The organism is Streptomyces sp. NPDC031100, assembly GCF_055570785.1.
In genome coordinates this window covers 68,262-92,829 of sequence record NZ_JBVIGN010000022.1, presented here as the reverse complement: position 1 = coordinate 92,829, position 24,568 = coordinate 68,262, and the positions used below count along the sequence as shown (strand labels likewise).

General features: G+C 69.1%; 18 protein-coding genes. 5 read left to right on the top strand and 13 right to left on the bottom strand.

What is annotated here, in order from left to right; translation table 11 throughout:
• Positions 1 to 160 precede the first annotated feature (160 nt).
• Together ACZ5DS_RS40580 and ACZ5DS_RS40575 are read right to left on the bottom strand one after the other, a co-directional pair.
• Complete coding sequence (locus ACZ5DS_RS40580) at positions 161 to 946, bottom strand: TIGR03936 family radical SAM-associated protein (RefSeq protein WP_468249020.1); 786 nt, start codon at positions 944 to 946, stop codon at positions 161 to 163.
• A gap of 46 nt (positions 947 to 992) precedes the next feature.
• The gene (locus ACZ5DS_RS40575; protein ID WP_468249018.1) at positions 993 to 2,084 is read right to left on the bottom strand and encodes a hypothetical protein; all 1,092 of its coding nucleotides are present in this window, start codon (positions 2,082 to 2,084) and stop codon (positions 993 to 995) included.
• A gap of 122 nt (positions 2,085 to 2,206) precedes the next feature.
• Between ACZ5DS_RS40575 and ACZ5DS_RS40570 the strand changes: the two genes are divergently transcribed.
• Positions 2,207 to 3,001, top strand: coding sequence for an SDR family NAD(P)-dependent oxidoreductase (locus ACZ5DS_RS40570; protein ID WP_468249016.1), 795 nt, complete (start codon positions 2,207 to 2,209; stop codon positions 2,999 to 3,001).
• 23 nt (positions 3,002 to 3,024) lie between these two features.
• Here ACZ5DS_RS40570 and ACZ5DS_RS40565 read toward each other — a convergent pair whose 3' ends face one another.
• From ACZ5DS_RS40565 to ACZ5DS_RS40555, 3 genes are all read right to left on the bottom strand, one after another.
• A complete protein-coding gene (locus ACZ5DS_RS40565; protein ID WP_468249013.1) occupies positions 3,025 to 3,417 on the bottom strand; it encodes a cytochrome P450 in 393 nt (130 codons plus the stop codon).
• 113 nt (positions 3,418 to 3,530) lie between these two features.
• Positions 3,531 to 4,556 carry a hypothetical protein gene (locus ACZ5DS_RS40560; RefSeq protein ID WP_468249011.1) on the bottom strand — a complete coding sequence of 342 codons (1,026 nt, stop codon included), beginning with the start codon at positions 4,554 to 4,556 and terminating at the stop codon, positions 3,531 to 3,533.
• 428 nt (positions 4,557 to 4,984) lie between these two features.
• Positions 4,985 to 7,624: an amino acid permease gene (locus tag ACZ5DS_RS40555; protein ID WP_468249009.1), complete on the bottom strand. Its 2,640-nt coding sequence runs from the start codon at positions 7,622 to 7,624 to the stop codon at positions 4,985 to 4,987.
• Positions 7,625 to 7,782: 158 nt separating this feature from the next.
• Between ACZ5DS_RS40555 and ACZ5DS_RS40550 the strand changes: the two genes are divergently transcribed.
• Positions 7,783 to 8,253, top strand: a complete 471-nt coding sequence (locus ACZ5DS_RS40550; RefSeq protein WP_468249007.1) for a hypothetical protein — start codon at positions 7,783 to 7,785, stop codon at positions 8,251 to 8,253.
• 60 nt (positions 8,254 to 8,313) lie between these two features.
• Here the strand turns inward: ACZ5DS_RS40550 and ACZ5DS_RS40545 are convergent, their stop codons facing one another.
• Entirely contained in the window at positions 8,314 to 9,732 is a 1,419-nt protein-coding gene (locus ACZ5DS_RS40545; protein ID WP_468249005.1) for a (2,3-dihydroxybenzoyl)adenylate synthase, read from the bottom strand.
• Between the two features lie 324 nt (positions 9,733 to 10,056).
• Between ACZ5DS_RS40545 and ACZ5DS_RS40540 the strand changes: the two genes are divergently transcribed.
• Entirely contained in the window at positions 10,057 to 11,724 is a 1,668-nt protein-coding gene (locus ACZ5DS_RS40540) for an IS1182 family transposase (protein WP_468249002.1), read from the top strand.
• A gap of 67 nt (positions 11,725 to 11,791) precedes the next feature.
• On the opposite strand, the gene ACZ5DS_RS40535 is transcribed toward ACZ5DS_RS40540, so the two are convergent.
• The 3 genes from ACZ5DS_RS40535 to ACZ5DS_RS40525 form a co-directional block, all read right to left on the bottom strand.
• Positions 11,792 to 12,061 carry a hypothetical protein gene (locus ACZ5DS_RS40535; protein WP_468249000.1) on the bottom strand — a complete coding sequence of 90 codons (270 nt, stop codon included), beginning with the start codon at positions 12,059 to 12,061 and terminating at the stop codon, positions 11,792 to 11,794.
• Positions 12,062 to 12,404: 343 nt separating this feature from the next.
• Positions 12,405 to 13,160, bottom strand: coding sequence for an MBL fold metallo-hydrolase (locus ACZ5DS_RS40530; protein WP_468248998.1), 756 nt, complete (start codon positions 13,158 to 13,160; stop codon positions 12,405 to 12,407).
• A 95-nt stretch (positions 13,161 to 13,255) separates the two neighbouring features.
• Entirely contained in the window at positions 13,256 to 14,302 is a 1,047-nt protein-coding gene (locus ACZ5DS_RS40525; protein ID WP_468248996.1) for a YybH family protein, read from the bottom strand.
• Positions 14,303 to 14,720: 418 nt separating this feature from the next.
• Here ACZ5DS_RS40525 and ACZ5DS_RS40520 point away from each other — a divergent pair, with 418 nt between their 5' ends.
• Positions 14,721 to 15,668, top strand: coding sequence for a GlxA family transcriptional regulator (locus ACZ5DS_RS40520; RefSeq protein ID WP_468248993.1), 948 nt, complete (start codon positions 14,721 to 14,723; stop codon positions 15,666 to 15,668).
• Between the two features lie 1,036 nt (positions 15,669 to 16,704).
• A complete protein-coding gene (locus tag ACZ5DS_RS40515; RefSeq protein WP_468248992.1) occupies positions 16,705 to 17,004 on the top strand; it encodes a hypothetical protein in 300 nt (99 codons plus the stop codon).
• Between the two features lie 462 nt (positions 17,005 to 17,466).
• On the opposite strand, the gene ACZ5DS_RS40510 is transcribed toward ACZ5DS_RS40515, so the two are convergent.
• From ACZ5DS_RS40510 to mrdA, 4 genes are all read right to left on the bottom strand, one after another.
• Positions 17,467 to 19,428, bottom strand: a complete 1,962-nt coding sequence (locus ACZ5DS_RS40510) for a TIGR03960 family B12-binding radical SAM protein (protein WP_468248990.1) — start codon at positions 19,426 to 19,428, stop codon at positions 17,467 to 17,469.
• 70 nt (positions 19,429 to 19,498) lie between these two features.
• Positions 19,499 to 20,998, bottom strand: coding sequence for a CYTH and CHAD domain-containing protein (locus ACZ5DS_RS40505; protein WP_468248987.1), 1,500 nt, complete (start codon positions 20,996 to 20,998; stop codon positions 19,499 to 19,501).
• A 91-nt stretch (positions 20,999 to 21,089) separates the two neighbouring features.
• The gene (gene rodA / locus ACZ5DS_RS40500) at positions 21,090 to 22,286 is read right to left on the bottom strand and encodes a rod shape-determining protein RodA (RefSeq protein ID WP_468248984.1); all 1,197 of its coding nucleotides are present in this window, start codon (positions 22,284 to 22,286) and stop codon (positions 21,090 to 21,092) included.
• Positions 22,283 to 24,532: a penicillin-binding protein 2 gene (gene mrdA / locus ACZ5DS_RS40495; RefSeq protein WP_468248982.1), complete on the bottom strand. Its 2,250-nt coding sequence runs from the start codon at positions 24,530 to 24,532 to the stop codon at positions 22,283 to 22,285. The genes rodA and mrdA overlap by 4 nt, the downstream gene beginning before the upstream one ends.
• Positions 24,533 to 24,568: the final 36 nt, after the last annotated feature.

Here is a 24,568-nt window from a genome sequence, read left to right as displayed (position 1 = left end):
GGCCGCCGTCCGGGGCGCGGGCGCCGCACGGGAGCACTCTGTGTCCTGTCTCGCCGGTTCCGTACGCCTTGTCGGTACGGCCTGGCGAAAGTCTTCTGGTCGGTGCGCTGCCCGACCCAGGTGGCTCCCGAGTACAAGGGCTGCGCTTCGACGTCCGTCCCTACGCGGAACCTTCCGGCGTCGGCGCCGTCGCGGCGGCAGCCGGTGCGGCCGTCAGGGCCTCGGCTGCCTCGCGGTCGGGCGCGAGCGGGTCGGTCACCGTGCCGGTCTCTTCATCGAGCAGCCCCTGCGCCAGCCTGGTCACCGCTGCGGGGACCGGCGGCGCCAGGTCGGCCACGGCGCGGAGACCGGACAGGACGTCGTCGGGTCGTACGGCAGGCGTCACGTGCCGAACAACCAGCCGCAGTATCGCACAGGGCTGGTCGCTCGGCCTATCAGCCTGGGAACTGTGCGTTTCCAGGGATTGCAGGGATACGACGGCCGTGCGGGCGTCGAAGGTGCGCACACCGTTCTTGGTCATGCGCTGGACCTCGACGGTGTCGGCCTTGATGAAAGCCTCGACCGCGCGCTCGGCGTCGACCGGGTCGACGCCGTCCAGCCGCAGCTCCCAGACGGAGGCCGTCAGCCGGTCGGCGAGGCCCGAGGTCCGTGCCTCGACCGCGTCGACGATGTCCAGCCCGGTGGGCAGCGACTCGTCGAGGAGGACGCGCAGGGTCTCGGGGTCGCGCGGCGTGGTCAGTGCGATCTCCAGGTACTCCGCCTCACTGCCCGTGCCGGTGGGTGCGGCATTGGCGTACGACACCTTCGGATGCGGCGTGAACCCCGCCGAGTACGCCATGGGCACCTCGGCACGGCGCAGCGCACGCTCGAAGGCGCGCTGGAAGTCACGGTGGCTGGTGAACCGGAGGCGGCCGCGCTTGGTGTAGCGCAGTCGGATGCGCTGCACCGCGGGTGCGGGCGGCGGGCCTTCGGGCTGTCGCTTGCCCAGTGTCCTAGTCCTTCGTGAGAGCGGTCGTACTGCTACCAAGAGTACGTGTGTCGCGCCCTGAGGGTTCCCGGCGGTCCACCCCGAACGGCTGCCGGGGGGCGCCGAAGAGCATCCGCCTCAGGTCCGCACGGGCCTGCCGTACGGTCTCGCGCGCGCTGGTCAGCGCCTGCCGCGCCGTGCGCCCCATCGCGCGCGCGGCCTCGGCGACGGGCCGCAGGACGACGTCTCGTACGAGGTGTCCGACGGGGGTGAGCACCGTGCGGTAGACCCAGCGCAGCGGCTCCACGAAGATCCACCGGAAGAGGGTCGCGAGCGCCCGGCCGACGGCGCGCGAGATCCGCCCGGCGATCCGCCAGGCGTGCCCGAGCGCCTCCCCCACCTCGCGTGCGACGACGGCGAGGGCCCGGCCGAGGGGCGCGAGGAGCCAGCGCCACAGGGCGAGGGCGGGCAGCACGAGGAGGATGCGGACCGTCCAGTACAGGACCGCGCCGATCCCGGTGACGACGGCGCCCGCGAGCCAGGCCAGCGCCCGTCCGACCGGGGTGAGGACCCACTCGTACAGCCACCGCGCGGGGACGACGAGCAGGTACCGCACCAGCCAGGCCACGGCGGCGTACAGGCCCGCCCCGAGGACGCCGAGCAGCAGGCCGACGCCCTTCAGCAGCCAGGCGATGCCCCGGCCCACCGGTGCCAGCACGCGCGCGTACAGCCACGCGAGACCGGCGCCGATCCCCCGCGCGACCCGGGCGAGGGCGTGTCCGACCGGGGTCAGCACGTACGTGTACAGCCACCGCAGCGGTACGGCGACGAGGACGTACCCGAGCCATCCGAGTGCCTTCCCGACCGGCACGAGGAGGTATCGCCACAGCGCCACCCACGGCCACACGAAGACCGCCCGGCCGACCCACAGCAGCGCGCGCCCCACCGGACGGAGCACGGTGTCGTACAGGAACCGGCCGGCGACGACCAGCGCGTCCCACGCCATCCGCACCGGCAGCACCAGCACGAGCACGACGATCCGCACGGGAATGCGGATGGCAACGGCGAGGCACCCTTCGGGGTACTGCGGCTGGGGCGGCGGTTTCTGGACATCCATACCGACTCAGACGCACCGGCCGCGTGTCCGGATGCACGGGCACGGCCACACACTCTCAGGCGATCCGGCACCGGTCCACGTACCCTCGACATATCCGGTGATCACCACAGAAAAGGGGCGCCATGGACCTCCGGCTCAAGGACAAGGTCGCCGTCGTCACCGGGGCGAGCAAGGGCATCGGCCTCGCCATCACCGACGCGTTCGCCCGTGAAGGCGCACGCGTCGTCGCCGGCAGCCGGAGCATCACTCCCGAGCTCGAAGCGCTCCATGAGAGCTACGGCGTCACCGCGGTCCCGGTCGACCTGTCCACCGCAGACGGACCGGACACGCTCGTCCGGCTCGCGGTGGACCAGTACGGCAGGGTCGACGTCCTGGTCAACAATCTGGGTACCGCGACCGCCCGGCCGAGCTTCCTGGACATCGACGACGCCGAGTGGCAGCGGATCTTCAACCTGACCCTGTTCAGCGCGGTCCGGACCACTCGCGCGGCGCTTCCTCACCTGCTGGACGCGGACGAGGGGTGCATCATCAACATCAGCTCCATCAACGCGCGTCTGCCCTTCCCCATGGTCGTGGACTACTCTGCGGCCAAGGCCGGGCTGACCAGCCTGACCAAGTCACTGTCGGAGGAGTTCGCACCGCGGGGCGTCCGGGTCAACGCGATCGCCCCCGGACCGGTCCGCACTCCCTTCTGGACCGCGCCGGGCGGCTTCGCCGATGCGACGGCGGCCCAGGCGGGCACCACCGCGCAGGAGGCCATCGATGTGGTCGTGCCGCAGAGCATGGGCATCTCCACGGGGCGGGTCACCGAAGCTCACGAAGTCGCCGATCTGACGCTCTTCCTCGCCTCGCCGCTCGCCGGCAACATCACGGGAGCCGAGTTCACCATCGACGGCGGGCAGATCAAGACCGTGTAGTCCCTTGCCCTTCTGCGGTTCTGTCAGGGCGTTGTGGGCGCGAGCCGCACCACCGCCCTGTGCCGTGGAACGGTGGTGATGTTGCGGACGCGCGCCGCTTCGGAGGCTCTCGCCGCCATGAGTTCCCAGCGCGTCAGGATCTCGGACAGGACGACCGCCCCCTCGGCGAGGGCGAATCCGGCCCCCAGGCACCGGCGGACTCCGCCGCCGAAGGGCAGCCAGGTGTGGGGCGGCGGGTTGGTTCCGAGGAACCTCTCCGGGCGGAACTCGTGCGGTTGCGGGTGATTCCGGGGGTCGTGGTGCGCCAGTAGGATCGAGGTGTTGACGACGGCGCCCCCGGCGATCCGGTGGCCGCCGATGACCGCCGGCTCGGTCAGCTTCCGCGCGGTCGACGCGATCACCGTGTGCAGGCGCATTCCGAGTACTCCTCGCCGCCGCAGCAGGCGCGGCGCTTCTCCTACGGGCCCGATCCCGCCGCTCGAACTCCTCCTGAACGCCGAACAGGGTTCCGGCCCGGGCCGGTTGCGGCTCAGCCCGTGCAGGCGTCCGCGCCGCCCTTGGCGAAGGTCTCCTTGGTGCAGTAGGTGATGGTCGGGTAGTACGCGCCCATGACCTTCGCCGGGTCGTCACCCTTCTTGACGTCCTGGACCGCGTGGGGGAAGTCCTGCGCCGGAAGCATGGTGCGCAGAATGAGCAGGCCGGTGACGTCGGTGGGACCCCAGTCGACCCATGTCACCCCGTTCGTCGTCGTCGCGTTGGCGGGACGGTCCTGCGAGGTCGACACCACATAGGTGTAGCGCCCGTCCTTGTCCCGGGCCGTCTGGAAGTCGGCCGCGCAGGAGCTCACCGGGTACGGCAGTCGCACTTGGTTCTGGCAGAGGGACCAGTACCTGACCTGGGCCTTGGTGAGCACGGACTGGCCGTTGTAGGTGTCGGGGAACGTGGGCGCCGTGCCGCGGACGACGGCGATGCGGCCCGACTTGTACTCGAGCGGCGTACACAGGTACTTGTTGTACGGGTTGGGGAACAGCCCGCCGGTCTTGTTGGGCAGGGCGAATCCCGGGGCGCTCGCCGTGGACTTCCCGCAGCCTTGGAATCCCCCGGCCGGCGCGTACTTCTTCACCACGTCCTTCAGCTCGGTGGCGACCGGGCCGGTGGGGCCCTGGGCCGCATCGGCCCGGGGGCAGGTCGCAACGGACTTGGGGCTGCTGCCCTGACGCTGCATCGACAGCGTGGGCAGCGGGACTCCACCCGTCAGGTCGGAATCCTTGTCCGGCACGTAGATCCTCAGCACCAGCCACCCCGCTCCCGACCCGGCGCTGTTCGCGGTGGCGGCGAGCGTGTTGCCGCCGGAGCCGGCCGCGACGCCGGGCTTGACGGTGACCTGATAGCGGTGTTGCGCCGGGTTCGTCCCCGCGTCCGGGACGGCGAACGGATTCTTGCTGCCCGACTTCGGAGCGATCTGGTAGTCGGCGAGGGAATCGATGGGCGAGCCCGTGGCGTCGTAGACCGTCAGCGAGGTGAACCGGGCAGCCGGGTACGTTCCCTCCGCCACGATGCGATCTCCCTGTTTCAGCCGGTAGGGCATCATCCAGTACGTCGCATTGGACTCGGGAAAGGCCAGGTTGAGCCTGCCGGGTCGCACGACGGCCGGCCATGCGCAGGAAACCTCGCGTGCCGCCACGCTCGTTCCGGCCTGTCTCGGGGCACCCGCGGCAGCCGACGGCGCGACCAGCACGGTGACGACTCCCAGCCATGCCAGAGCAGTTGCCTTCACAGTTCGCCAAGGGGCACACGACATGGAAAGCCCCTCCGTCCATGGGTAGCGAGAGCGGCGGAGAGAGGCGTCCCTGCGGTGAAAGCACGCTTCAGGGGGACACGAGCCCCGAGCGGGAGCCCATCGCCCAACACCCTGGGACGCAACCGCCACACCAGTCTCACCCGGTTCCGAGTCCCCTGCAACGCGGCCGCCTGCCCACGCACCTACCGGCCGTCCGCCGGCGGCAGGTCCTGCTCGGTCCAGATCGTCTTGCCGGTGGGGGTGTAGCGCGTGCCCCAGTGGTGGGTCATCTGGGCGATGATGTACAGGCCCCGGCCTCCCTCGTCGTCGCTCGCGGCGTGCCGCAGATTGGGCGTGGTGTGGCCGGTGTCGGAGACCTCGCAGATCAGGGTCCGGTCGCGGATCAGGCGTACCCGGATCGGGCCGCCGACGTAGCGGATGGCGTTGGTGACCAGCTCGCTGACGATGAGCTCGCTGGTGAACGACAGATCGTCCAGCCCCCAGTCGCGGAGCTGCTTGCTGACGGCGGAGCGGATGGTGGCCACCGCCGCCGGGTCCGGGAGCAGCGCCCACTCGGCGAACCGGCTCTTGTCGAGCAGGCGGGTGCGCACCACGAGCAGCGTCGCGTCCTCGTCCACCGGCCCGGGCAGCAGGGCGGTCACCGCCCGGTCGCACAGCGCGTCCAGGGACGCTCGGCTGCCGGCGAGGACCTGGGACAGCTGCGCGAGCCCCGCGTCACGGTCGTCGGCCGCCTGCAGGAGGCCGCCCGTGACGAGGGCGACGAGACTGCCCGGCGCGAGCTCCAGTTCCGCGCTCTGGTAGGGCGGGCCACCGATGCCCAGCGGCGGTCCGGACGGCAGCTCCGGATAGTCGACGGCGCCCGTGTGCGGTTCGACGACCGCCACCACCGGCTCCCCGGCCCGCGCCAGGCTGCACTTCCCCGAGACCGGGTCGTACACCGCGTACAGGCAGGTCACGCCCAGGGCCTCGTCGGCCGGCGGCCTCCGGCGGCCGACGAGGCCCTGGCCCGTCCCGCCCTCGTGCAGGGTCTGCTCGACCAGGTCGGCCAGCCGGGACAGGAGCTCGTCCGGGCTCAGGTCCAGCCGGGCCAGCACGCGCACACCCGTGCGCAGGCGTCCCATGGTGGCCGCGGCGCGCAGGCCGTGACCGAGCACGTCCCCGACGACCAGGCCGACCCGGGTGCCCGACAGCGGGATGAGGTCGTACCAGTCGCCGCCCACCCCGGACCCGCTGTCCGCGGGCATGTAGCGGCTCGCCGCGTCCACGGCGACGTGCGGCGGCAGGCGGCGCGGAAGCAGGCTCCGCTGGAGTTTGAGGGTCACGCTGTGGCCACGGGTGACCACCGGCATCAGCAGGAAGCCGATCAGCAGGGCGCCCAGGCCGAGGACGGTGACCCCGCCCGTCCTTCCGATCAGCGGCAGGTCGACGGTGGTCTCGCCGTATCCGGGGTTCGCGTAGACGAAGAAGGTGGCGTACAGGAACAGCACGAGCATGATCAGCCCGCCGAGCCCCGGCAACACACCCTTGAAGACCAGGTCTTCGACGCTGCGGGTGAGGACCTTGCGGTGGTACCAGACGCAGGCGAAGCCGGTCACTGCGTACTGGAACGCGATCGCGAGACCGACCGAGTCGATCGAGTCGGTCACGACGTTCTGGCTGAACGACGTGACCAGGACCAGCAGAGCGATCGAGGCCGCTCCCATGCCGACGGTCCCCCAGGTCGGGGTGAGGAACCTGCGGTGGACCCGGGCGAACCGGGCGGGGACGGCCTTGTGGACCGCCATGGAGAAGACGGTCCTGGCCAGGGGCAGGATGGTGGTCTGGGCGGAGGCCACCGCGGAGGTCAGCACCATCAGGATCAGCAGTCTCGACAGGAGCAGCCCCATGTCGTGGCTCCCGAACACGGCCTCGCCCAGTCCGGAGAACACATCGTCCGAGTTGTCCGCGTTGCCGAGCCCGATGCCCGAGGTGCCGACTCCCGCGAACGCCTGCGCCGAGGTGGACACCAGCCCGTACATGATCAGGAGCAGCACGACGGACAGGACCGCGGCGCGCCCGGGGATGCGGGTGCTGTCGACGGTTTCCTCGTTGACCGCGAAGGCGGTGTCCCAGCCCCAGTAGATGAAGACCCCCGCGAGGATGCCCGAGGTCAGGGCCGATGCCGAGGGCACCTCGAAGGGGTTGAACCAGGAGGCGGAGACGTGGATCGCCGTCGGCGGAGGGCTGGCGTAGACCCTGATCAGCGCGGCGACGGCGAACAGGATCAGCATCACCACTTCCAGGCACAGCAGCCAGCGCTGGACGGCCGCCGAGAACTCGATGCCGACGTAGCAGACCGCGGTCAGTACGGCGATCCAGACGATGCCCGCCACAGTGGTCCACAGCCGGTCCTCCGCCAGTCCGTCCAGGCCCACCAGCCGGAAGCCGTAGACAGCGGCGATCACGGCGAGGTTCCCCATGACGAGGACGTCGGCGACGACGATGCCCCAGCCGCCCATCCAGCCGGTGCGCGGTCCGAAGGCGCGCGTGGCCCACGTGAAGGTCGTCCCGCAGTCGGCGTTGCTCGCGTTGAGCTCCCGGAAGGCGTACGTGACCAGCAGCATCGGGACGAACGCCAGCATGGTGACGATCGGGGCCTGCAGCCCGACCCCGGCCACGATGATGCCCAGCGTGGCGGCGAGGCTATACGCGGGGCCGGTGGAGGCCAGGCCCATGACGACCGAGGAGAACATGCCCAGGGCATCACTCTTGAGCCCCTTCCGGCCGGCCGCCGTCCCGGGAGCGGGGCGGCCGGCGGACACGGCGCCGTCAAAGTGCCTCACACTTGATTCCAACGCGGGGCCGCTTGCCTCCGCAACAGCGCGAGGGGGCGTCAGGAAAGCCTCCGGTCACCCGACCGCCTTCCGGCCACCAGAAGCGCCGGCCCCATTCCTGCAGGGACCATGGACCTCCACCGCCCCGGGGGTTGGAAGGCGTGTCCGTGGAGCAACGTACGGGGATGGGATGGAACAGTCTGGCGAGTACGGCTCTGGGCGCGCTGATCGGCTTGGCAGCGACCTTCACGCTCGACCGGGAGCGTTGGAGACGGGAGAGCGAGCAGCGCAGGAGAGATGAGCGACGAGCGGTGTACACGTCCTTTCTCGCCGCCACCGCGGAAGCGAGCGAGATCCTCATCAACATTGCCCGCGGCCACGACACCGACGCATCGGCGTCGAGCCGCGCACAGACCGTCATCCGCGACAGCCGCATACTGTCACGGCGTCTGGAACTTTCCCTCGTTGCGGAAGAACCCGTTCTGAAGGAGGCGAACCGCCTCGTAGAACGCCTCCGTGATTACCGCCACGTCGTCGGTCAGGGACTTCCTCATGACATAGAAGCGGTCGACCATGCACGCACCGCATTCAACGAGCAGCGCGACCAGCTGATCGAAGTGATGCGTAAGTCACTGTGAATGTGCCGTGCTCGCCCGGAAGTCCGCCCAGAAGTCCGCAACGGTGGCCGGCCCTGCCCGTCACAGGCCGAATGGATCCCCGTGGTCGGCGGCCCACCGTGGGGCGTCCTTGAGACGTCCGACCACTACCAGGTTGCCGTCCGGGGTGCGCCGCGCGAGGTCGCCGGTGCGGAAGTAGCCGTCGGTGGTGAAGGAGCGTGCGTTGTGGTCGGGCGCCCGGTAGTAGCCCCGCAGGGTACAGGGACCGCGGGCGAGCAGTTCGCCGGGTTCCCCGTCGGGCACGTCCTTGCCGTCGACGTCGACAATGCGGATCTCGTCGTCGGGCGAGAGCGGGCGGCCCTGCGTGGTGAGCACGGTCTCGTCCGGATCGGCGGGCCGGGTGAGAGTGAGCAGCCCCTCGGCCATGCCGAAGACCTGCTGCAGGCGACAGCCCAGTTCGGGGCCGATCCGTTCGGCGGTCGCCCGGTGCAGAGGCGCGCCACCGATCTGCACGAGACGCAGACTGCTCACGTCGGCCTGGACCGTGGGAAGTACGTCGAGCCAGAGCTGGGCGACGGCGGGCACCACCGACGTGATGGTGACCCGCTCCCGTTCGATGGCCGAAAGACATTCGGCGGGTCCCGCGTTCCCGGCGTTCCCGGCGTTCTCGGCGTTCTCGACCAGGACGACGGTGCCGCCGACGGAGAGGGTGCCGACGATGCCGGGGCAGCCGAAGGTGAAGTTGAACTCGGCGGGCAGCGCGGCGAGATACACGTCGTTCTCGGTGAGCGACACCAGCTCGGCGGCGGCCCGCGCCTGGTAGGCGTAGTCGTTGTGGGTGCGCGGAATGAGCTTGGGCGCCGCGGTGGTACCGCCGGAATGCAGGAAGAACGCCACCTGGTCGGCGCGCTGGACGATCGCCGGCCCGGGAGGGGCGTCGATGGAGCCCAGCGGGAAGTAGTGGCAGCCCGACGGGTCGGTCGTAAGGCCGCCGTACGGGGACGAGGCGCCCGGCGTCTCAAAGGTGAACACCCGCCGCAGGAAGGGTCCTCGGGCCGCGATGTCCGCGGCCATCGCCGTGTGGTCGAAGCCCTGGTACGTCGAAGGACCGACGTAGCCGACGGCCTCGGTGACCCGCACGAGGTGGGACACCTGGGACGCGCGGTCCGAGACCGGGGAGAACACGGGGACCGCGCCGACGCGCATCAGTGCGAACACGGTGATGACGAACTCGGGAACGTTCGGCAGCTGGACGACGACCCGTTGCCGGGGCCGGAGGCCGCGCAGCCGGAATCCGGCGGCCATGCGGTCCACGCGCCGGCTCAGGTTCGCGTACGTGATGCGGGTGCCGCCGTGCACGAGCGCGGTCCGCGGTCCGTACTGCAGGGCCCAGCCGCGCAGCAGGTTGTCCAGCGTATTGCCACGCCAGTGCCCGGCCGCCCAGTAGCGGTCGACGAACTCCTCGGGCCAGGGCGCGCAGCCGTCGAGCATGGATGCCATTCGCTTCCTTCTGTACCAGTCTCTGAACCGGAAGCCGTCTCAACGCCGTGGAGCAACCCCGCTGTCCTGACCTTGGCGATCCAATCCGCCAACACCCCTCTGCGCAATGTGCTTTCCAGACCATGGACGCTGAATTCCCTCAGCAGAAAGTCCAATGAGCGCCACTGACCAGGAGCAATGCGAGCGCCCCAGCGCTCCTCAGCGTTGGCCTGGGCCCCCGATCCGTCCGGACGCTGTTGGTGAATTCGGGGGCTCACGTGACGTCGGCCTTCAAGACCCGGTTGTGGTCTTGAAGGCCGACGTTGTCGTATGGGGTGGGTGCGGATGTCGATGCAGCCGAGCGGACTGGGCAAGGTCCCGGCGGAAACGGCGCGGGTAGCGCGGACGGCGTTCCCGAAGGGAAGCCTGGCGATCCGGGTTCGGGACGAGTTGGGTCCGTTGTTCAGCGACGCGGAGTTCGCGGACCTGTTCCCCTCTCGGGGAAAACCTGCCTGGTCACCGGGTCGGTTGGCGCTGGTGTCGGTGTTGCAGTTCGTGGAGGGACTCACTGACCGGCAGGCCGCGGAGGCGGTGCGGGCGCGGATCGACTTCAAGTACGCGCTGGGGCTGGAACTGGGTGATCCAGGGTTCGATTTCTCGGTGCTGTCGGAGTTTCGGGATCGCCTGGTCAAGGCGGATGCGGGGCGGCGGGTGCTGGACGGCATCCTGACAGCGGCCGGAGAAAAGGGGCTGCTCAAGACGGCGGGCCGGGCGCGGACCGACTCCACCCACGTGCTGACGGCAGCCCGGGAAGTTGCCTGGCTGGAACGGGTCGCAGAGACACTGCGGTCGGCGTTGAACACGCTGGCTCAGGCGGCCCCGGACTGGCTGGTCGAGGTTGTCGAACCGGACTGGTTCAAGCATTACGCCGTCAGGGCTGAGGACTCCCGGTTCCCCAAGTCCCACGCCAAGCGAGACGAGCTGGGGCTGCGGATCGGCCGGGACGGGACCCGGCTGCTTCAGGCCGTCTGGTCCCGCCATGCACCCCAGAACCTGCGGACTCTTGAGCAGGTGGAGCATCTGCGGCGCATGTGGGTGCAGAACTTCCACCAGGTCGAGGGCGAGGTGAGGCGGCGGGACCCAAAAGACCGGCCGCCGGGCGCAATCTGCCTGGTCAGCCCCTATGACAGGGAGGCACGCAACAGCCTCGAACGGGACACTGCCTGGGCAGGGTACAAAGTCCATCTCACCGAGACTTGTGAGCCGGATGTCCCGAATCTGATCACGAACGTGTCCACCACCATGGCGACGGTTCCCGATTTCTCGACGACCGAGGCCGTGCATGCCCGACTCGCTGAGGCAGGCCGTCTCCCCGGTGAGCATCTGGCCGACGCCGGATACATCGACGCGCACGTGCTGGTCAGCTCCCGCCGCGAGCACGGCCTGACGCTCACCGGGCCGGTCGCCGGCATCATCAGTCACCAGGCCGCCGCGAACAGCGGGTTCACCTCCGGCGACTTCACCATCGACTGGGCGAGCGAGCAGGTCACCTGCCCCGGCGGCAAGACCACCACCCGCTGGAACCCCGATCACTCGCCCGACGGCACCCCCGTGATCCGGGTCCGCTTCAACGTCGGCCAGTGCCGCCCCTGCCCGGTCCGCGAGCAGTGCACCACCTCCAGTGTCGGACGGCGCCTGACCCTGCGACCCCGCGAGGAACACGAAGCCCTGCGTCAGGCCCGCGTCGACCAGGACACCGACACCTGGAAGGAGCGCTACAAGACGCGCGCCGGAGCCGAGGGCACGATCTCTCAAGGCGTCCAGCGCTGCGGCCTGCGCCGATCCCGATACCGGGGCCTCGCGAAGACCAGCCTCCAGCATCAGCTCACCGGCGCCGCCATCAACCTCGCCCGCATCGACGCCCACCTGACTGACACACCCCGAGCCCGCACCCGCACCAGCCACTTCGCAGCACTCCGCCCCGCCGAGATCATGCTCAGCGGGGCGAAGTAGAACTAGCCCCCGAATTCACCAACAGCGTCCTTCCGGACCGGGGGCCCGGCCTTGCGGCCCGGGACTGTCAGGCGTTGAGGTCAGGTGTGGCGAGAGGCTTGGCCACCTTCCCAGGAAGGTGGGCCGCGACCAGCTGCACGAGAACCAGGATGGTGATCGCCACCACCAGCCATGCGGCCTGGTGCAGCACACTGGTCATCGTGTCGCCGTTGACCACGCAGGCCAGTACGCCTGTCAGAGTGATCGTGGTTTTGTGGCGACTGTCAGTCCCGCATGCAACGGTGTGGAGCGGGTGGACATCGAGCACAGACAGTCCACCGAAACCCTGGATGGACATAGTCCTCCTTGGTTACTTGGAGGGCGCCCCCGAGGACTCTCCCTCAAGAGCGGACGCGCTCTTTCGGAATTGGTAGTCCCAGGCAGGGCACGGCCCTGACAGTAAGTACCCACCGGCGTTCGTCTTGGTGTTGTGCACGTCGATTCTGGCGGTGGCGAACTCCGGCAAACAAAGACCAATTGAAGGTCACCCGAGTGCTTGACCTGCGATGATACTCGCGTATATCACACGGTACTGACACATGCCGGGGTGACTCAATTGACACGCCCTAATCCACATGGCGATGTTGGGAAAATGTCCCGATTGACAGATGGCCAAGAAAACTGAAAGGGAGTACCCGTGGTCACGCCGCGGTCTTTTCCTTGGTGTGCAGGCGTCCTCCAGCCACGAGGCGGTCGAGACGTCGCTGCTCCGCGGCCGCCCAGCGGCCCACCCGCTCGGGGTCGAGGGGGGCACCGTGGCCGACGTGGAGCTTGGTGGGGCCGAGGGCCAGCATCTCGCGCAGGCTCGCCAGGTTGCCGAGCCGGTCGTCGTGGAAGGGCGGGTTGGCGGGCCGCCCCTTGATCAAGCCCAGCAACGGGGTGGCCACGAGGTCTCCGGCCACCAGGTCGCCGTCGTCGGTGAGGACGGAGACGGAGCCGGCGGTGTGGCCCGGCGTGGGCATGATGCGAGCCTCGACACCGAAGTCCGACAGATGGGTCTCGCCACGGATGAGCACGTTCGGTTCGAACGGCTCGGTCGTTTCGCGCACCCGCGAGGTGCGGGCGAAGAGCCGCCCGAACAGCCCGATGGGCAGGTACGGCTCACTGACCCGGCCCGCTTGGTAGATGCCGAGGTCGGCGATGTGGCCGGCGATCGGTGCGCCGGTGAGCCGGCTGAGTTCTGCGGCGGAGCCGAAGTGGTCGATGTGTCCATGGGTGACGACGATCAGGCGGACGTCCTTGGGGTCCACGCCGTGGGCGGCGACCCGGTCGTGGATCAGCCGGCCGCTGCCGGGTGTTCCGGCGTCGACGATGATCGGTTGCCTGCCCAGCAGCAGGTAGGCGTTGACGGCGTGCCGACCGTGCACGGGAATGGCAATGACCTTGGTGGGAGACATTGAGGAACTCCTCGACAGACATGGGGTGGAGTGAGGCTGGGTGGGGTGGGGTGGCTGGGCGGCCTGTGCGTCCGTGCGCCCGCCGCCTGAGGCGGTCAGCTGAAGAACGGGTCGTCCACGACGCGGACCCAGCCGCCGTCCGGCTGGCGTCGAAGCATCTCGGTGGTGGTGGAACTCACCGGCTCCGGTCCGACCCTGGTGAGGGTCGCCGTGTTCGACACCAGGGCGACGTCGTCCACCTGTCGGATGTCGCGCAGTTCGAGCTCGAGACGGGCGCCGCTGTCGATCATCTGCTGCAGTGCCTCGCGGATGGCGTCCGTGCCCACCAGGTGGGTTCCGGGGGTGGGGACGAGGTGGGCGTTCGGCTCGTAGAGCGACACCAGGCCCTCGATGTCACCGGCCTCCAGGTACTCCATGAACAAGGTCCCCACCTGCTGAGGCGTCTCGGCGCGGCGTCGGACGGTGGCGCCGACCGGCTTGTCGCCCCAGCCGGCCGCGGCGAGCAGGTCGTACCAGCCGGGATGGGCGCCGTAGGGCAGATGGCGGCGCAGCAGCTCGCCCGGGAAGGTCAGCGGGGACGCCTTGTGGGGCTTGGCCTTGGCCTGGGTGAGGATGGCGTCGCTGAGCGCGTAGGCCAGGTCCAGACGCGGGAGCAGGGCGTGCACATCGTCGGCGAGGCCGGCCGGAAGACTCTCACGCCGGACTCCGAGGATGTCGGTGCCGATGCCCGCCTGGGCCAGCGCCACCTCCGTGCCCTTCCGCTCGGCGATGCCGCCCGAGGTGTGCAGGGCGATGGCGTCCCAGACGATGGCGACACGCCGTTCCCCGACACCGCGCTCGCGGAGGAATGCCGCCGCGGTGTCGGCGCCGTCGACTTCGAAGCGCTGGTCGCCGTTGCCCTCCTCGCTCAGTCCGATGTCGTGCAGGACGCAGCTGACGAACAGCAGCTCGTCGTCGTAGTCGGTACCTGGGCGCAGGCCGCGGTTCTGGGCATGGGCGCGGGCGAAGACGTAGCTGCGCACGCAGTGATGGAGAACGAAGGCGGGCGTGGCCTGGGCCACATAGGCGTATGCGTCCCGGGTGAGGCTCGTGTCGGGGAGGTCGAGCTGCTCGAAGACGGACAGTCGCGCGTCGGTGGTCATGATGTTCTCTTTCGCCGGGTGCCCCGGTCAGGGGCAGATCGGTGTGGTGGCCGGGCGGCGCGGTGGCCGGGCGGCGCGCTCAGACGTGCCCTCAGCGCCGGGCCGCCACGCTCGCGGACGTGGGCGTACACCTAGCCGCCCGCCCGGCACGTCGAAGAAGCGGCCCACCACCTTCTGCGTCATTGCCAGTTCCTCGGCCACGGTTCGATCCTTCTCCGGAACCTCCCTTCCAGGCCACGACCCATCTGCCAACATGCGCATTTTTTGAGCCACGCCTGCTGTCGGTGGACCATGACTCTCCGGCGGCACGAACTGCGTGGCTGAGCAGGCAATCTGCCGGGACATCCCTTGGAGCCGAATGGACGGAGAGGCCCACTGACTCTCTCTGCGAAAATGGGCCGGTCGTAACATTGCGGCCATGAACAAGCATCGCGTCACAGTCCTGGCGGTGGACGGCGTGCTGCCCATGGATCTGGGAATCCCCACGCAGATCTTCAATGCCCGTCCGAACACCCCCTACGAGCTCACCGTGTGCGGCGACACCGAGGAGGCCGTGACCACCAGCGCCGGTTTCACCCTCGGGCTGACCGCGGGACTCGAAGCGCTCGCCGACGCGGACACGATCATCGTCCCGGGTTTCGAGGACTACCGGCGCCCTCCGCACCCACGGGTGAGGGCCGCTCTCAAGCTCGCCGGCCGCGCCGGGATACGCATCGCTTCCATCTGCACCGGCGCCTTCGCCGTCGCCGCGGCCGGACTGCTCGACGGCCTCACCGTCACCACCCATTGGGCCAGCGCGGACGACCTGGAAGAGCTCTACCCCCTAGTGCGCGTCGACCGGAACGTCCTCTACATCGACAACGACACCATCCTGACCTCCGCGGGCGTCACGGCCGGCATCGACCTGTGCCTGTACATGGTCCGCAAAGACCTCGGCGCAGCCGTCGCGAACGACATCGCCAGGGAAATCGTCGCCGCCCCCCACCGTGACGGCGGACAGGCCCAATACATCACGCGGAGCCTCCCCGCCCCGCAGGCCACCACGCTCGCCGACACCCGTGAGTGGGCCCTGCGCAGCCTCGAAGAAGACCTCACCATCCCCGAGCTCGCCGACCACGCCGGCGTCTCCCCACGCACCCTGACCCGCCTATGGCGCCAGGAAACCGGCGTCAGCCCCCACCAATGGCTGTTGACCGCCCGCATCAACCGTGCGCGAGAACTCCTGGAGACCACCGACCTCCAGGTGGAACAGATCGCCACCCGGTGCGGCCTCGGCAGCGGCGCCAACATGCGCGCCCGATTCCGTGACACCGTCGGCATCACGCCCACGGCGTATCGCCGCGCCTTCCAGCACCAGGCTGTCTGACGGCGTCGCGGGTCAGGCGGGCGGTCGCAGAGTTCACCGACGGACGGAATCTGCTCAGTACGTACGACGTGCTCCACAGGACGACGAACAGGTCGGCTGGCGTAGCTCGGCCGGAATACCCCGGATTCTGCCAGGTGTCCGGTGCGCTTGTTCCTAGTTCCCGGGTGGCTGGGTGACGACGATCCGCCAGATCACCGAATCGGCCGCTGAGAACTTCCACGCCAGTTCGTGCATATGGGCGTGCGGTATCTCGGCGGTGAACACGCCGTTCCCATCACCGCACTGAGACCCGGCGAGAGGCTTTCCGGTGGCGATGATGTCGAACTTGGAGGGGCCGGCGCATGTCCACATCACCGTGATGGATGAGGCCTTCCCCGCTGACGCGGGAAGCGTGACACCGCCCTCACCGTGACCCGATCCCGTGTAGAGCGTCTTCGATCCGACGAGGAGCGGCGACTGGACCGGATCGGGAAGGCGGTCCGGGCTCGTCGGGGTCTGTACCCGAGAGGGGGTCGCGCTGGTCCCCGTCGTTGCCCTGTGGGTGGCGGTCGCCTGGGGGTGAGCGCCGCCGGAACAGGCCGACACAAGCACCAGGGCCGACAGCCCGACGGCCAGCAGGGAAGGCTTCATCAGATCGTCCTCAACTCGCGAGTGGGAAGGAATATCCCTTCGAGCCAAGGGCAAGCCATCCGTCCCTCTGACTCGCCGGAACCTTCCAAGTCCCGCCAACGGTGACGGTGGTGGTCTTCGCGTAGGACGGGGGCGGCATGGACAGAACAATCACGGACTGCCTGGGTGATCGTCAAGCCCTGCAGGCGCGCTACCACTTCGAGACGTTCTCGAATCGGGATGGCTGGCCGCACCTGTAAAGCGAGGTCGGTGTCGATGGGTAGACAAGCACACGAAGCCTCTGGTGAAGACGGTTCTTCTGGGTCGAAATCCCTTTACCAGGATCTTCACCGCACTGTCAGCCCAACTAGCATGCAGTCTTGGTAAGTTGGAAGAAGACTCACACACCGACTGACATGGGGTGACCGTGCCGTCCGAGACCGGTTCGCAGTCCGTCAGGGAAGCCGCCCGCCGCATCGTGGATCTCGTGCTCACCGAGGACGACGTCTACCTCAACAGCCTCTCGGACGACGTCGGGGCTTCTATCGCCGTTCCGTTGATCGAGGTGGCGAAAATGCTGGGCGAGCCTACTGGTGACAAGGAGTTCCGGGGTAGCGTCCGGCTCCTGCTGGAGGTGAGCGCGGACGTGGCTCCCTGCATGCCGAGCGAGCTGCGTGACCTGTTCGAGGAGCTGCGTTTCGCAACGCGGGGCGTAACCGTGCGCTGAACGGGATCGCGGACGAGAGGGTTGGGCGAGGCCGGCAGAACGGGACCTGGGCAGGTTGAGGTTCAACCGAGTTGAAAAAGGCTCATTCGCTCGCGGACGTGGTCCCGGGACGGGGCGTGGCGTGCAACTTGGCGAGGATCGTGATCGCCGTACGGACCATCCCGATGGCCAGGGGCGGGGTCAGCACGGCACCACCGACGAACGCCGACGAGCCCCCTTCCCGGTCAGGAAAGGGGGCTCGCGGCTACGCAGTCACGCACAGGCTGATACGGACCTCATACCCACTCCACCTCAGAAACGATGTGCAGCGAAGTCTTAGGGCCCGGCAGCGGCGTCCGAGAGGACGCCAGCGGCGCCGACGGGCGAGAGACCGAAGCGCCGACCGCAGCCAGCACAGCCGCCACCTCCTCCTCGCTCGCCCCCGCCAGCGCCTCAACCACCCGATCGAGTGCCTCGCCCACCTCAGTGCGCGTGACCACTCGAAGCCGGCGCCGGACCAGCGTTCTTGACCGTCAGCGGCAGCAACTTCTTGCCGGTCGGGCCGATTTGTATGGCCGTATCCATCTGCGGGCAGACCCCGCAGTCGAAGCACGGAGTCCAGCGGCAGTCCTCGACCTCGGTCTCGTCGAGGGCGTCCTGCCAGTCCTCCCAGAGCCAGTCCTTGTCCAGCCCCGAGTCCAGGTGGTCCCAGGGGAGGACTTCCTCGTACGTGCGCTCACGCGTCGTGTACCAGTCGACGTCGACGCCGAAGGGGACCAACGCCTTGTCCGCGCAGGCCATCCAGCGGTCGTAGGAGAAGTGCTCGCGCCAGCCGTCGAAGCGGCCGCCGTCGTCGTAGACCGCGCGGATGACCGCGCCGATGCGGCGGTCGCCCCGGGAGAGCAGACCCTCGACGATGCCGGGCTTGCCGTCGTGGTAGCGGAAGCCGATCGAGCGGCCGTACTTCTTGTCGCCGCGGATCTTGTCCCTCAGCTTTTCGAGACGGGCGTCCGTCTCCTCCGCCGAGAGCTGCGGGGCCCACTGGAAGGGGGTGTGGGGCTTCGGGACGAAGCCGCCGATCGAGACCGTGCAGCGGATGTCGTTCGACCTCGACACCTCGCGGCCCTTCTGGATCACGTGCGTCGCCATGTCGGCGATCTGGAGGACGTCCTCGTCCGTCTCCGTCGGCAGGCCGCACATGAAGTACAGCTTCACCTGGCGCCAGCCGTTGCCGTAGGCCGTCGCCACCGTACGGATGAGGTCCTCTTCCGAGACCATCTTGTTGATGACCTTGCGCATGCGCTCGGAGCCGCCCTCGGGGGCGAAGGTGAGGCCGGAGCGGCGGCCGTTGCGCGTCAGCTCGTTCGCCAGGTCGACGTTGAACGCGTCCACCCGCGTCGACGGCAGAGACAGGCCGATCTTGTCTTCCTCGTAGCGGTCCGCCAGGCCCTTGGCGATGTCGCCGATCTCCGAGTGGTCCGCGGAGGACAGGGACAGGAGGCCTACCTCCTCGAAGCCCGTCGCCTTCAGGCCCTTGTCGACCATCTCGCCGATGCCGGTGATCGAACGTTCGCGGACCGGGCGGGTGATCATGCCTGCCTGGCAGAAGCGGCAACCCCGCGTGCAGCCGCGGAAGATCTCGACCGACATGCGCTCGTGGACCGTCTCGGCCAGGGGGACGAGCGGCTGCTTGGGGTACGGCCACTCGTCCAGGTCCATGACGGTGTGCTTGCTGACCCGCCAGGGGACACCGCTCTTGTTCGGCACGACACGCGCGATACGGCCGTCCGGCAGGTACTCGACGTCGTAGAACGCCGGGATGTACACCCCGCCCGTCTTCGCCAGGCGGAAGAGGACCTCCTCGCGGCCGCCGGGGCAGCCCTCCGCCTTCCACTCGCGGATGATCCTCGTCATGTCCAGCACGGCCTGCTCGCCGTCGCCGATGATCGCCGCGTCGATGAAGTCCGCGATCGGCTCGGGGTTGAAGGCCGCGTGGCCGCCCGCCAGGACGATCGGGTCGTCGATCGTGCGGTCCTTGGACTCCAGGGGGATGCCCGCCAGGTCCAGTGCCGTGAGCATGTTCGTGTAGCCCAGCTCCGTGGAGAAGGACAGGCCGAGCACGTCGAAGGCCTTCACCGGGCGGTGGCTGTCCACCGTGAACTGCGGGACACCGTGCTCCCGCATCAGCGCCTCGAGGTCCGGCCACACGCTGTAGGTGCGCTCGGCGAGGACGCCCTCCTGCTCGTTGAGGACCTCGTAGAGGATCATGACGCCCTGGTTGGGCAGGCCGACCTCGTACGCGTCCGGGTACATGAGCGCCCAGCGGACGTCGCAGCTGTCCCACTCCTTGACGGTGGAGTTCAGCTCGCCGCCCACGTACTGGATCGGCTTCTGCACATGCGGGAGCAGTGCTTCGAGCTGCGGGAACACCGACTCGACAGACATCGGGGGAACCTTTGTGAGCTGACAGGGGTGACCATCAAGCGTAACCCGCCCGGAGGACTCCCCCGTACGCTCAGACCGGCGCCCCGGCGGTGATCTCCTTCCAGAGGCCCGGCAGGTCCGCTTCCACGGCCGCTGCCCGGGCCTCCTCCCTGCCGTACAGCAGCCCGTACGTGAACGCGCTCTCCCCCGCCGCGTGCGCCACCGCGGACAGCTCGCGCAGGGTGTGGCGGGCCATGACGCTGTCCTGGTGTTCGCCGAGCAGGCTGGTCAGGGACTTCATGGACTTGGTCAGGGAGGCGGCGGGGCGGCCGAGGGCGGGGGTGGCCGCCTCGCCCGCGTACCGGGTGCGCTTGGCCTTCTTGCGGGCCTCGTGGATGGCGAGGTCACGCTGGTCGCCGGGCTGCTGGTCCAGGGCTTCGGTGATCAGGCGGGAGACCTTCGCGAAGTCCTTGCGTACGGCCCGGGCGATCACCTTCTCCGGCTTCCCTGCGGCCTTCTTCCTCAGCGGCGGGTCGGCGAGCAGGGCGTCCAGGCTGTCGAGCAGGGCCAGATAGCGGGCGGAGTCCAGGATCGCGATGACATGGCTGCGGGCGCTGTCCTGCTTGGTGCCGGCCCAGGTGGTGAGCCGTTTGTGGACGGGACCGGAGACCAGGGTGGGCGGGAGGCCGTCGAGGACGGTGAGCAGGCGCTCGGCGAGCACCTCCTGGTCGCGGCCCACGCCCAGCTCGCCCGCCAGCCACTTCAGCTCGGCGGCGATCGGGTCGGTGACGGCGGGGTCGAGGACCGTGCCGAAGGTGCGGAAGGTGCTGCGCATCCGGCGGGTGGCCACCCGCATCTGGTGGACCGAGTCCGGTACGTCCCGGCGGACGCCCGGGTCGTATCCGAGGATCGCCTCGCGCTGTTCGCGCACGTAGACGAGGACGTGGTCGCCGGCGGTCACGGGCTTCGCGCGCCGTCCGGAGCCGGGTCGGCGGCCGCTGGTCTGCTCCAGTGCCCGGGCCAGCTTCGACGGCGCCTTCGACGGCCGTACGCCGGCCTTGCGCAGGCGTTTGTCCACCTGGTCGAGGAAGGCCGGGTCGCCGTCGTCCGCCAGCTCCACCTCGATCTCGGTCCACTGGGCGCTCCCGCCCTTGCCGGTGAGCCGCTCGGCGGTCACGGCGTCGACGCTCGCCTCGGCTAGCAGCGCGCCGTCGGCGTCCACGAGGTGGCTGACGTCGCGGGCGGAACGGAGCCGGACGACGGGGACCAGCTCGGCGCGGCGGACCCGGGAGCGGACCAGTGCGGCGATCTCGTCGGGGACGGTGTCGGACAGCGGCGCTCTGATCTCGTCGCGGACGCCGGGGGCGACGGGGAACTTCAGGTGCCAGCCCGCATCCGAGCCTCCGGTGCGCCGGCGCAGGGTGAGGGCGGCGGCGGCCAGGCGCTCGTCCGCGGTGTCGTAGTAGGTGGCGTCCAGTTCGACCAGGCCCTTGTCGAGGACGTCCGCCACCCCGCCGACGCCGGTCAGGTCGGGCAGGCCACTGTCGTCGGATTCGTACTTGCGCTCGATCTCGCGTTTCGCATCCGCCATGAATTGAATCTAGTGGCAGAACGGTCGGGAGGGCAGGGGCCATCCAGGGCGAATGGCCGGAAAACTCCCGTCATACACCCGGTGAACACCCTCACGCGGACATCGGCCGCTGCACCTTGATCGACTGCAGCAGTCCCACCGCCACCCACACCGCGAACATCGACGAGCCGCCGTACGACACGAACGGCAGCGGCAGGCCGGTGACCGGCATGATGCCCAGGGTCATGCCGATGTTCTCGAACGCCTGGAAGGCGAACCAGGCGACGATGCCGGCGGAGACGATCGTGCCGTACAGCTCGGTCGAGTCGCGGGCGATACGGCAGGCGCGCCACAGGACCACACCCAGCAGGAAGATGATCAGGCCGGCGCCGAGGAAGCCCAGTTCCTCGCCCGCGACCGTGAAGACGAAGTCCGTCTGCTGCTCGGGCACGAACTGGCCGGTGGTCTGCGAGCCGTGGAAGAGGCCCGCTCCGGTCAGGCCGCCGGAGCCGATGGCGATGCGGGCCTGGTTGGTGTTGTAGCCGACGCCCGCGGGGTCCAGGTCCGGGTTGGCGAAAGCCGCGAAGCGGTTGATCTGGTACTCGTCCAGGATGTGCAGCTGCCAGACGGCGATCGCGCCGATGGCGCCCGCGGTGATCAGGCCGAAGACCCAGCGGTTGGAGGCGCCGGAGGCGAGCAGCACGCCCAGGATGATGACCACCATGACCATGACCGACCCGAGGTCGGGCATGAGCAGCACGATCAGGATGGGCACGGCGGCCAGGCCGAGGGACTGCACGACCGTGCGGTGGTCGGGGTACTTCTTGTCGCCGGCGTCGACCCGGGCGGCGAGCAGCATGGCCATGCCGAGGATGATCGTGATCTTCACGAACTCGGACGGCTGCAGCGAGAAGCCGCCGCCGAGCACGATCCAGGAGTGCGCGCCGTTCACCGTGGAGCCGAGCGGGGTGAGCACGGCGAGGATGCCGAAGACCGACAGGCCGTAGAGGATCGGCACGGCGTTGCGCAGGGCGCGGTGGCCGAGCCAGACCGTGCCGATCATCAGGGCGAGCCCGATACCGGTGTTCATGATGTGGCGGATGAGGAAGTAGTACGGGTCGCCCTGGTTGATCTCGGTGCGGTTGCGGGTCGCCGAGTACACCAGCAGCGAGCCCAGCAGCGACAGGGCGATGGCCGCCATCAGCATCGGCCAGTCGAGCCGGCGGGCCAGCGAGTCGCGGGCGAAGATCCTGGTCCAGCCGGCCCGCTCCGGGCCGTACCCGGAGACGGAGAAGCTGTTGCTGGTCATGTGAGCGTCCTCCGGCTTCCCCTCCGGCGCGGCCGCCTGCGGGTGTTGCTGTTGCCCGTGCCGGGCGAGGGGCTGGTGGCGGGCTGCTGGTCGTCCCCGTTGGTGGGGTTGTCCTGCTGGGAGGCCTCGGCGTCCTTGCCCGGGTCCCCGGTGATCTTCGGCGCGGTGATCGTGCCGTCCGTGCGGACCTTCGGCAGGGACTTCTGCGGCTTGGGCAGCAGCGCCTTCTTGGTGTCGATGGAGCCGTCGCCCTGGACGCCGTAGAGCGCGCTGTAGATGTTGCGCACGGCCTCACCGGAGGCTCCGGAACCCGTACCGGCCTGGGCGATCGTCATGATCACCGTGTAGTCCTTGGAGTAGGTGGCCAGCCAGGACGTGGTCTGCTTGCCGTAGACCTCCGCCGTACCGGTCTTGGCGTGCAGCGGGATCTTGTTCTGCGGCCAGCCGCCGAACTTCCAGGCGGCGGTACCGCGGGTGATGACGCCCGCGAAGGCGTCGTTCATGCCCTTGAGGGTGGCCTGGCTGACCGGCAGCCGGCCCGCCTTCCTCGGCTTGATCTCCTGCACGGTCTTGCCGTCCGCGCTGATGACCGCCTTGCCGATGGTCGGCTTGTACATCGTGCCGCCGTTGGCGACGGCGCCGTAGATCACCGCCTCCTGGATCGGGGTGACGAGGGTGTCGCCCTGGCCGATGGAGTAGTTGATCTCGTCACCCTCGCGCATCTTGTTGCCCTCGAGGCAGTTCTCGTACGCGATCTTCTCGACGTAGGAGCCGTCCTTCTTCCCGGACTTGCACCAGGCGTCCTTGTTGGCCTTCCAGTAGTCCAGCTTCCACTGGCGGTCGGGGACACGGCCGGTGACCTCGTTGGGCAGGTCGATGCCGGTCTCCTTGCCGAGGCCGAACTGGTGGGCGGTCTTGAAGAAGTAGTCCTTGGGCCGGCCCTTCTTGGGGTTGATGCCGCCGTCCCTCTTCCACTCCCGGTCCGCGAGGCCGTAGAAGACCGTGTCGCAGGAGACCTCCAGGGCGCGGCCGAGGGAGATCGGGCCGAAGTTCTCGCCCTCGAAGTTCTTGAAGACCTGACCGCCCACCGAGTACGAGCTGGTGCACGGGTAGCCGCCGTCCCAGACGTAGCCGGCGTTGACCGCGGCGGCCGTGGAGACCACCTTGAACGTCGAACCGGGCGCAGCCTGACCCTGTATGGCCCGGTTGAGCAGCGGGTAGTCGGACTTCTTGCCGGTGAGGGCCTGGTAGTCCTTGGCGGAGATGCCGCCCACCCAGACGTTCGGGTCGTAGGTCGGGGCGGAGGCCATGGCGACGATCCGGCCGGTCTTGGCCTCCATCACGACGACGGCGCCGGAGTCGGCCTTGTAGTTCTCGCCGGTGATCTTGTCGAACTGCTCGCGGGCCCTCTTCATGGCCTTGTCCAGCTCGAACTCGGCGACCCGCTGCACCCGGGCGTCGATGCTGGTGACCAGGTTGGAGCCGGACTCGGCGGCGTCCGACTTGGCCTTGCCGATGACCCGCCCGAGGTTGTCCACCTCGTAGCGGGTGACGCCGGCCTTTCCGCGCAGCACCTTGTCGTACTGGCGCTCCAGGCCGGAGCGGCCGACCATGTCCGAGCGCAGATAGGGCGAGTCGGTGTCCTTGGCCTTCTGGATCTCGTCGTCGGTGACCGGCGAGAGATAGCCGAGGACCTGGGCGGTGTTGGACTTGCCCGGGGATCCGTAGCGGCGCACGGCCTCCGGCTCGGCGGTGATGCCGGGGAAGTCCTCGGCGCGCTCGCGGATCTGCAGGGCCTGCTTGGGCGTTGCCTCGTCGGTGATCGGGATCGGCTGGTACGGCGAGCCGTTCCAGCAGGGCTGGGGGGTCTTGGCGTCGCACAGCCGGACCTTCTGCCTGACCTCCTCGGGCTTCATGCCGAGGACGCCGGCCAGCTTGGTGAGGACGGCCTTGCCGTCGTCCTTCTGCTTCAGCAGGTCGGTGCGGGAGGCGGAGACGACCAGGCGGGTCTCGTTGTCGGCGAGGGGGACGCCCCGGGCGTCCAGGATGTCGCCGCGCACGGCGGGGTCGACCACCTGCTGGACGTGGTTGCCCGACGCCTCCTTCTGGTACTCGGCGCCCTCCCGGATCTGGAGGTACCACAGGCGGCCGCCGAGGGTGCCCAGGAGGGAGAGGACGAGGATCTGGATCACGACGAGCCGGATCTGGACGCGTGGGGTCCGTCCGGTCTCGGGAATGTTGGTCACTGCGGCTGTCTCCCCCTCTCAGTGCACGGATGCGTG